This window comes from Paenibacillus sp. MMS18-CY102, from assembly GCF_009789195.1.
Classification (GTDB): Bacteria; Bacillota; Bacilli; order Paenibacillales; family Paenibacillaceae; genus Paenibacillus_T.
On the sequence record NZ_WSTC01000065.1, the window covers coordinates 1 to 9,966 of the forward strand.

Annotated in this window: 7 protein-coding genes and 2 pseudogenes; 1 reads left to right on the top strand and 8 read right to left on the bottom strand. The window is 48.7% G+C overall.

What is annotated here, in order from left to right:
* Nucleotides 1–315: 315 nt before the first annotated feature.
* The 3 genes from GON22_RS25250 to GON22_RS25260 form a co-directional block, all read right to left on the bottom strand.
* Nucleotides 316–798, bottom strand: a complete 483-nt coding sequence (locus GON22_RS25250) for a Fur family transcriptional regulator (RefSeq protein WP_237179347.1) — start codon at nt 796–798, stop codon at nt 316–318.
* Nucleotides 799–1,265: 467 nt separating this feature from the next.
* Complete coding sequence (locus GON22_RS25255) at nt 1,266–2,027, bottom strand: sulfite exporter TauE/SafE family protein (RefSeq protein ID WP_442954402.1); 762 nt, start codon at nt 2,025–2,027, stop codon at nt 1,266–1,268.
* Nucleotides 2,027–3,535, bottom strand: coding sequence for a carboxylesterase/lipase family protein (locus tag GON22_RS25260; RefSeq protein WP_160398827.1), 1,509 nt, complete (start codon nt 3,533–3,535; stop codon nt 2,027–2,029). The genes GON22_RS25255 and GON22_RS25260 overlap by 1 nt, the downstream gene beginning before the upstream one ends.
* Before the next feature lie 122 nt (nt 3,536–3,657).
* Between GON22_RS25260 and GON22_RS25265 the strand changes: the two genes are divergently transcribed.
* Nucleotides 3,658–4,557 carry a LysR family transcriptional regulator gene (locus GON22_RS25265; RefSeq protein WP_160398828.1) on the top strand — a complete coding sequence of 300 codons (900 nt, stop codon included), beginning with the start codon at nt 3,658–3,660 and terminating at the stop codon, nt 4,555–4,557.
* 29 nt (nt 4,558–4,586) lie between these two features.
* Here GON22_RS25265 and GON22_RS25270 read toward each other — a convergent pair whose 3' ends face one another.
* From GON22_RS25270 to GON22_RS25285, 5 genes and pseudogenes are all read right to left on the bottom strand, one after another.
* Nucleotides 4,587–5,429, bottom strand: coding sequence for a Cof-type HAD-IIB family hydrolase (locus GON22_RS25270; RefSeq protein WP_160398829.1), 843 nt, complete (start codon nt 5,427–5,429; stop codon nt 4,587–4,589).
* A 73-nt stretch (nt 5,430–5,502) separates the two neighbouring features.
* Nucleotides 5,503–7,116, bottom strand: a complete 1,614-nt coding sequence (locus tag GON22_RS25275; protein ID WP_160398830.1) for a cellulase family glycosylhydrolase — start codon at nt 7,114–7,116, stop codon at nt 5,503–5,505.
* Nucleotides 7,117–7,500: 384 nt separating this feature from the next.
* Complete coding sequence (locus tag GON22_RS25280; RefSeq protein WP_160398831.1) at nt 7,501–8,139, bottom strand: Type 1 glutamine amidotransferase-like domain-containing protein; 639 nt, start codon at nt 8,137–8,139, stop codon at nt 7,501–7,503.
* 87 nt (nt 8,140–8,226) lie between these two features.
* A pseudogene (locus tag GON22_RS26340) lies at nt 8,227–8,427 on the bottom strand (YrhA family protein); the annotation flags it as partial.
* 104 nt (nt 8,428–8,531) lie between these two features.
* A pseudogene (locus GON22_RS25285) lies at nt 8,532–9,966 on the bottom strand (molecular chaperone); the annotation flags it as partial.

Consider the following 9,966-nt stretch of genomic DNA (forward strand, 5'->3'; position numbering starts at 1 on the left):
AGAGCATTTGTAGCTCATTTTGAAACATTTATTCTGACAGTTTCGCTCGTTGTTCAGTTTTCAAAGAACAATTTCGACAACTTTTACATCATATCAGATGATGTTTAGTTGGTCAAGCTTTTGTTTTTGATCTTCATTTCAGTATGTGTACTGTGTTGATAAATCATTTTCGCTTGCCGGCTTCGTTCTCTTGACCGGAATTAGAATATATCATGTATCGCGTGTGAATTGCAACTGTTTTTTGTAATCTTTTTTGAAATCATCAGAGTATATCGTGTTTCTACATTAAAGTGTTCTCCTGCGCAATAACGAAAGCTATTGGCAGGAGTCACATACTCCGTAAATCTCAAATCGATGATTCAATATTTTGTAGCCTCCTGGCAAGTTCATTTGCTGGTCCATTGGGCAATAATCAAAGGTCACCGTCTTCTCACAGTTAACGCAAATCAAATGATGATGATGATGTGACAGGCAATTCGATTTGAATTTCAACCCGCCATCCATAAAATAAAACTGCTCCAACACTCCCATTTCACTCATCATACGCAAATTACGATACACGGTATCAAAACTAACGCTCGGATAAGTGCGCACCATCGAATCATAAACATCCTTCGGCGATAGATAGCCATCATGATCCGAGAAAATAGTTACCATCGATCGCCGTTGGTCGGTAATGCGCAAGCCGTTGCGCGTCATGGCAGCTAACATCTCTGCTGCATTCTCCTCTGCGCTCAAGGCTGACGTGCATGGTCCGTGGGAGTGGAGAGTATTGTCATTTGAATGTTGATCGCTCATTATGATCTCTCCTAAATAATTCTTTCACATCTACTAAGGATACTTAACTACTGTAGCAAAAAATAAAGGGCACGCCAAGCGGAACAACTCGATGAAGCTTAGAATTGAAAGCTTGTTAAGCCTCCTCTTCGCAACAAAGCAATAGTAAACTTCTGTTTCTTTTTTGGAAGTGCGGCCTCGCTGTTCGCTATTGCGTTCAAACCAATAAGGAATGAGTGAATATCGCTTTATCGTTGTATACTGTATTTTTACAATTTGATCCTCTATATTTTTTTATACTTTTCATAATTTTGTTGAGCATCTATACACAAATCCAGATAGTACTGTTGGTCAATCATATAACCCAGCCTTTCCCAAATGATAAATGGATTATTAATTCGACAACAATCTACATTTACCTCCGCCATTCAAAAAGACGTGCCCTCTGGCACGCCTAATTAGTCATGTATAGCGTTTGCCATGCATCTTCACAGCAACAGTATAGCCGCCCCTGTCATCGGAGTCAGCACCATAAAACTTTTCAACAGCGCCTCCGGCACCCGCTTTGTAAACTTGGCCCCGACATATGAGCCTAGCATCGTTCCTGCTACAACGGCAGCAAGCAACTGAATGTCCAGATAGCCCAACGTATAATAACCAACTCCGCCTGCTAGGGCGATTGGAATGATAACGAACATCGTCGTTCCTGCCGCGTAACGCATGGGCATCCGCAGGACGAGCATTAGGCCAAGCTGAATAAATGGTGTCGATCCGATTCCAAACAAACCGGATAATGCACCCGTTACAACGCCGATGAGAATCGCATACAGCCAATAACGCCATCCTAAACCAACTTGCACAGGCGCTTCATGCTGCTCAAGCTTGCGTGATGCGAACACCATTTTGAACCATAACGCGAGCCCCGATGCAAAAAGCATGCCTGAGGTCATATAACCGAGCTTGTCCGCCGGAATAACCGTCGACCAATTTGAGCTAACCCATGCCCCGGCAGCTCCTGATAATCCAACAACAGCCCCCGCCTTAAGTATCATATTCCCTTCCCTATAGTGGCTCGCAGACCCCGATAAGGATGAGAAGAACATGCCCGCTAGTGCAGTTCCAAGTGCGACATGAATCGGATAGCCGAACACGATGGTTAGTATCGCAATAATAAAGCCAGAGCCGCCCGCTCCGACGAATCCGAGAATAAGCCCGAGCCCAGTCATCGCCAAAGCAATCTCAAGCAGCATCATGGCTCAGCTCTCCATACCTGATGGGCACATCCCGCTCCAAAAGGTTTCGGCAGATCATTGCGCACCTCACTTCGCATATCAAGAACCATCGTATTCGGAGTTGCCCCATAAGCAGGCCACTCCGGAATCGAAGAACCATTCGCATTCAGGCTCGGTCTCGGGTTCGGATTTCCTGTACAGATAAATGAGATCCATGCAGTTCGCATCGCTTCAGCCAATTCAGCCCCTTGAACGCTAACGTAATTCATATCATTCGCATATTCCGCTACATCGCCTTGTTCAGCAACTGCCTCCGATGCATATTGAATCAAACTATTCTCATAACCATGTGTTGCCCCTAAAGAGCCGCCATAAGCAAGCCTGTACATCCAAACCGCTGAGCCCGAAGAAGCAAGCGTGTTCGCGAGCTGTATCGCGCCAATCGTATACAAATGCTCCGTTAACGTTCGTTCCCACGCTCGATTCTCCGCCATTACGGAAGCATAATGCTCGAACGAGGCCCATACGCACGGCGCATTTTGCCCAAACAAGCGGTCAACCGTCTTATGGCAAGGCTCCCGTAGCTCCAGGTCATAATGAATAAACATAGCCGATTCATCGTCGTTCGTTCCGATCATCAGTGGCGGGTGGTTCGTATTCCTCTTGAGCGCCTCAAAAGGATCGAGCGGAATGGTGATCCCATCTGCTACAGGACCGAACATATGTAAACTGCGTGAAGTATCCCATCCGACTCGCCCTTGCGCTTCAATGAGCTGATCGGCTGGCAAGTCGAGCAACCGGGCCGCATTCACAGGTTGAATCCCCAGCTCATGAAGCAGCTGAGCCGTCGTAACCATAGCCGTCCGCCGGTCCCGGATCGATTGCGTCGCCCCACTTTGGGCGATTGCCCTGTGGTAAAGCCCTCGCGCGCACTCCATCGTAAAGAGAGTGGCTGTACATTTGGCCCCTGCCGAGTTGCCGATAACAGTCACCTGGGCAGGATCACCGCCAAAACCAGCAATATTCGCCTGTACCCAGCGAAGCGCAGCTGCAATATCGAGCATGCCGTTATTGCCCGACGTTTCGTAGCCTGCACCGAGCAGCTCGCCTAAATATAAAAAACCTAACGCGCCTAACCGGTAATTAATCGATACATATACGATGCCATTTTCCGCCGCATACCGTAGGCCATCGCATTCCGCTCCCTTGCCCCCTACGAAGCCACCGCCATGAATATACACCATGACAGGCTTCGGCTCTGCGACAACGCTTGATGTCCAAACATTCAAGTTTAAACAATCTTCCGATTGGGGTAGCTCGGGCATGAAGCCATTCGGATCATGCCGTTGGCAAGCGATTGGGCCGAATTGATCGCATGTCCGTATGCCCTCCCACGGCTCAGGTGGTGCCGGAGGCTGGAATCTGAGCGGTCCGATCGGCAGCGCCGCATATGGAATCCCCCGAAAAACATAGGCGCCATCCAACTGTACGCCTTCTACGCTGCCTGATGCTGTATGAACGATCATGTTGGCGTCTCCTATCTCTCTGTTTGCGATCATTATAGCTTTCTTCTGCTATAAGCTCTAATATATATTTATACATTATCGTTATAACCTATAAGTTATTAATCTTAGAAAGTTGGCGAGATATGGAGTTATTGCAGCTCAAATATTTTCAGGCTGCCGCCCGAATTGAGCATATGACGAAAGCCGCTCAGTCTTTGCATATTTCGCAGCCGGCGCTTAGCAAGATGATCACAGCGCTAGAAGCAGAGCTTGGCGCCAAGCTGTTTGATCGCAACCACAAAACAATACGATTAAATGAACAAGGGCGGCTTTTTCTGCAAAAAATAGACCTTGCCCTGCAGGCCATAGAAGACGGTATCCGCCAACTCCAAGATGGCAATGGGACGGCCGTCGCAGCCATTGCACTTGATGTGCGCGTATCCTCGCATCTGTTGCCCGCGCTGCTAGCCGAATATTGCAAGCAATGGCCGGACACGCAGTTCCATCTTATTCAGCATGTGCCACAATATGAGAGCACGCCGTCATTCGACCTATGCCTCTCCGATGGAGCTAACCCGCCAGCGGGCACGGAATCTTATTCTCTTTTACGCGAGAAAATTGTCGTGGCGGTACCCGCAGCGCACCGTCTCGCCTCTTCCGATCTCATCAGCTTACGTGAGCTCCAAGATGAGAATTTCATCTGTTTGCCGCCAGGCAAAGCGCTTCGCGAGATGACCGATGCTTTCTGCCGGCTTGCCGGTTTTGCGCCGCGCATCCGCTTCGAGAGCGACGATCCTGCTACCGTCCGCGGGCTCATCCGAGTCGGCCAAGGCGTTGCCTTCCTGCCATCCATCACCTGGGGAGGATCAACAGGGCCTGATGTCGTGACAATTCCGCTGGAAGAGAGCTTCTGCGAGCGTGCCATTTCGCTATATTGGCCCAAAGACCGTTATCTTACGCAAGCAGCGGCTCAGTTTCGCGATTTTGCAATCTCCTATTTTGCAGCATTAGCAGATTCATACGCTTACTCTTCGGACAAATAAAAAGACCGCGATTACGCGGTCGCGGCCTTTTAGATCACACCATATTTGTGCAAAGCATATGCAATTCCGTCTTCGCTTGATTTTTTTGTAATAAAATCAGCTGCCCGTTTGGCCTTCTCGCTGCCATTCCCCATCGCGATGCCAAGGCCTGCTAACTCTAGCATATCGATATCATTATCGCCGTCGCCAAACGCAATCGCCTCTGATCGGTCTATCCCGAAATAGCGAAGCACTTCGCTGATCGCCAACGATTTGCTAACCTCTTCTTGCAAGACACTAAGCACATAGGGATGCCAGCGCCTAAATATAAGGTGTGGAAAAGCGGTTAAGTATCGCTCTGCCACCTCGTCCGTAGCGAATAAGCACAGAAGATAGATTTCTTGTGAGCAAATATCTTCATGTACGGCAGGAGCGGCATGAATAGACAACGTTTCTTGCAGCGCTTGCCCCATCATCTCATCCTGCACACCATTCGTCCAATAGCTATCGGTATAAAAAGAAAGGCCATGACGATTCGTTTGGGCGAACGCTGTAATCTCGCGAACGGTATGGGGATCCATCGCCACTTTATGTATCACTTCATTATTGTGCATGACGTAGGCGCCATTCGCCGTAATGAATGTCTCGATACCAAGCTCTTGGAGCACCTCACACATCGAGAAGGGACGGCCGGTCGCGGCAACAACTCTAATTCCCTTGCTAATTAACGTTCCTATCGCTTCTCTGGTACTTTCCGATATTGACCCATCTGCATCATGCGTGAGCGTTCCGTCGACATCAAAAAAACAATTTTGTAGGGCATGCGTGATGATAAGCTCCTTTATGCAATCAAATCTTAAGCAGTTGCTCTGTATCCCCTTAACCGATTCCATTCTCTTCCAAACAAAGAAAGGAAGGCTGCTCATATGACACAAGCAGCCTTCGCATTCACGTTATAGGATCAATTTACGGTGCAGAGCTCACGACGAATGCTTCCCAACCGCTGATGCTCGTGCGGTTCGCAATGAGCATATTGACATTCAGATCAGCGCTTACGTACATATTGTTCGCTACCGATTGGAATGACCACGTGCCGTCCGCGTTCGTTATTTTTCTAAATTTCTCCCATGCTGCGATGCCTTGTGCTTGCGCTATTAATCTGCCGTTGTTATTAAGGTCAGCGCTTACATATTTGTTATTCGCAAGTGATAGGAAAGATACCGTGCCGTCTGCATTCGTTACGATGACGAATTTCTCCCATGTCCCGACTGCCGTACGGTTCGCAACAAGCGGAGCCGCGCCGTTATTTTCTGCGGTTACATATTGATTATTCGCTTTCGCCTGCAGGCTGGACGGCACATTCAGCTTGGCGTAAGCTTTAACAATGTTAATGAGTGCCGTGTTAGGCTGGAAGTAGTTTGTCGAGAACTTCGTCAGCTTCGATTGGATCGTCGCCACGCTATCGTTGTTGATGTCCGGATACGGATTCGTATTGTTTTGGTATAAGCCCCAGTTGCCGCCGCTCGTTACTTTGTAGCTCCAGTTGGTCCAAGACACGTCGAGCGCGTCTAGGCCGGAGAGCCATTTTTCCCACAGGTCATTGTGCGTGAACAGTGTAAACTCACCCGTGAACACCGGCACGTTCCAATTGTTCTGATGCCAGATCATGTCCGTGAACCATTGGTTAATGCTGTTCGACTGGCTATTGTAGTTCGTATCGTTCCAATCGTAGCTATGCACTTCATAAACGACGTTCGTCCAACCGTATGTTGAAGGCGATACGATGTTATTCCAATAACCAAATGCTTCCACATAAATCATATGGTCCGGATCGATTGCACGCACAGCGTTGTAGAGACGATCGTACATTTGGCTGATGGAAAGGCTGCTATTGTTGCTGACCGGCTCATTCAATAGGTCGTAGCCGGCGATCGTCGGATTACCCTTAAAATGGTTTGCAAGTCGCTGCCAAATCTGTACGGTCCAGTTCTGGTACGTCGTGTTCGACCACAGCTCGTTGACGCCTTCGCGCCCGCTGCTCTGCCAGCCGTTCAGGTTGCCAGGCGTGCCATGCAAATCAAGCAGCACATAGAGTCCCCGGGATTGGGCATTGGCGACAAGCCAGTCGAGCTTCGCAAAGGAATACGAATCGGATTTCATCGTGCCATCGCGGTTCATCATATTCTCCCAATAGATCGGCACGCGTACGAAGTTCAAGCCCATATTTTTGATCGTATCCAAGTCGCTAGCTTGAATCCACACATCTTGGTAGGCAGACTTGATGCTGTCCGTCGTGCCAGCGCCGAACCGGCTGAGCAGCGTGCCGCGAACGGTCCACTCGTCCTTGCCCCCTAGAGGAGACATCCAATTCTCCTCCATGAGCCAGCCGCCCAGATTCGTGCCATGCAGGCTTACCGTACTGCCGGAGCCATAGTTGTTTTTGATCAGTTTCCCGTTTGTTTTCAGAAAATCGCTTGGACCGATTGGGGCTGCGCTTGCTTTGCCTACATTGACTGCGCCAATTAAGCCAAATACCATGCTTGCCATGAGCACTAGCGCCAGCAGTTTTGACCGTTTCATTCCTTCTCCTCCTTTGGGTTAAACGCATTTGTGAATCTGCCATGCCAATATGCCAGATTGGGTCGTGGTCGTGCATCACCTCCTTTGGGATTGAGTGCGAAACTAAACAATTCGGGGAACGAAACCGCTTACAATAAAACTAAATTTGAAATCGATTTCAAATTATCCTCAATAAATAATATAGAATCCAGTCACTTGAATATCAATGGATAATATTCTATTATTTCCTTCTGCTTGTAAGAGAAAAATCCCCTTGGGGGAGGAAAGCAGAGCACAGCAAACGGAGGCATGCGAGCGAAAACATGTGATTTCCTAACTCATACTTTTTCCGTCCCATATGCCGAATGAACACATTTGTCTCTCCCTACTATTTCTTAAGATTGTTCAAACGTGATAATAAAAGACTTGCCCAGCAGACTGCGCTAGCTTCTCATTCATCAAGTATATGCCAGATTCGTCATCGATCCCGTAACCTACAGCGAGATTTGTTTTCGAAAGCGCAGCCATCAAATTCTCTTCTTCATTCCACTTCGTAAAATGTGCACTAACGACACAATTATTAACCAGCCCAAGACCTTTTAAGAAAAGGTGTTCGTTTTTTCTATTGTCAATCGGAGGAATCACACAAACACTAGGGCTTATTAATGCCCCTGCGGAGAAACCTGCAATAGGCACGCCTTGCACATACAATTCCTTCACCACATCGCCAAGCTCCGTATCAACGATGCAATCTCTATAAAGCTCTGTTTCGCCGCCACAAATAATGACTCCAGTAGCTGAACGAAGTTCTTGTATTACTTCTATTGATGGTGATGCGCACAATGAGATATAGACAAAATCGCTAACACCATTCCGTTCCAGTAAATCTGTATATCTCGACATATACGCCTTCCAGCCATCTTGTTCAACAAATAATATCGCTACCTTGTTTGCGTTATGCGAGGATAAGCCAGCGAACTTTTTTCCTAAGCTATCATTGAATGGTGCTCCTCCGCCAAATAAGAACAAGTGCTTTTCTGACATGATGATGTCCCCTTTGCTTGCTTTATTTTACAACGCATCTAGTGCACTGACCAAAGCCCGCATCATGCATCAGATACACTTCTACATCTAACTAAGCGCTATAGCGAAAGCAGATTCTATCATAGCGTCGAAATCGCAAAAAGCTTCCATCTGCTCACCTGATGGCTTATCCAGCTCCACAAAACTCTCTTTTGTCATATTATAACAGTACCAAGCGATATCTGAATCCCCGAAAAATATTAATGTATCTTCAGCTTGGATTGGCTCCCACACTTCATTAGCATCAAATCTAGTATTGGAGAAACTAAACTCACTAGATAATACCAATAGAGCGAGTCATGGAAAATCAAGTGGATGGCTCTTGTGCGTTAGCTCTATTTCGCTAACTGTCACTATTTCATCCCATCAAAGAAATCCAGCTCCGAAGCATCCTTCTCAAAAGCAAAGAACCGTTTCTTCCCAAGCTGCAGCTGGCTGCCGATCCGTGCGACTGGCACGACCTCGAAGCCCCAGCGGCTGTTGCCTGCGGATACGAAAAACTTCGCTTCGCCGTTGGCGATGGAGTCCGTCTCATCCTGTGGAATAATTGCGCCGTAAGAGGCTGCAATTTCCTCATAGAGCACCGGCTTGAACGACTCTTCCTTGTTCTGATACACATAGGTATGGCGCTGTGCGCCATCCAGCCCTTTCAAGTGGAACTCGACTTCGGTTGCGCCGATTGGCCGCGAAATCGTGCCATGCGTACCGCCCGTTCGCTCTAAGTTGGACATCAGCGTACGTTCACGTCCGCTATGGGTGAAGGCCGTCACCGCATACGGGACTGCAGCAGCCTCGTTCGTGACCGACGCTTCGATATACCCCGCCTTGGAGGCGGTCAAATAACGGATCGCGCAGCGCAGGCATGCCAGCTTCAGCTCGGGCACACGCCCGGATTCCTCTGTTTTCTGGCGGAATTCAATGCTTTTGCCCGGCACGAATTCCTTCAGCGCTTCACGGAACACGTCAATCCGGCAGGATTGGCCCGTTAGCTTAATAATGGAATAGCGCTGCAACCGTCCATCCTGGTACAGCTCGTCGAGGAACTGCCGAACGACATCATATATGTCTGCCCGCACGAACTGGGTAATCTCCCGAATCGTAAACACGATTGGAGGACATTCCTCCCGTTCAGCGAGTCGCTCTTGCTCGCGAACAACCAATGACCAACGTTCAACAGCCGATATTCGGAGCTCGCCTTCCTCCCATTCACTGCTCACGCCGGTGCTGAACCCCCCGCGAAGCATCGCCGTCCGGCGGAAAAACTCCGTCTTCAGCCGCTCCGCCAAGTCCCACAAGAAATGATAATTGCCGCGCACGCGGCGGTAATCGTCCCGCATCCGCGTTTCATATTCCTTAAACCGCGTCGGAATCACGCCTTCGGCTTCCGCGTAGCGCTGCTCCAGCGTCTCATACACATCGCCCACGCCATGCTCGTCGACATGCCGGAACAAATCCGTTGCCGGAATATCGATCATTTTATCGATATCGATTCTCTGCCGGTTATGGCCATAGCTCTGGCGGTAATAGTCGGCGAAGACGATTTTCATATATTGCATAATGCGATAGGTGAGGTTGCTTCCCCCGAAGTTCGTATCGCCATTTTCGTAAGAGGTACAAATATCGATTTTGTAAGCGACGGTACTGTCTTCGACCTTAAATACACAGGAAGACACATCCGTCGTCCCGCCTCCGCAATCGATAATTAACGCCTCGTACTCCGTTCTATCCTCAATGCCGCCGCGCTCCAGCTGATTGGCGATCGTGTTGTAGAGAACCGCCGTTCCTTCA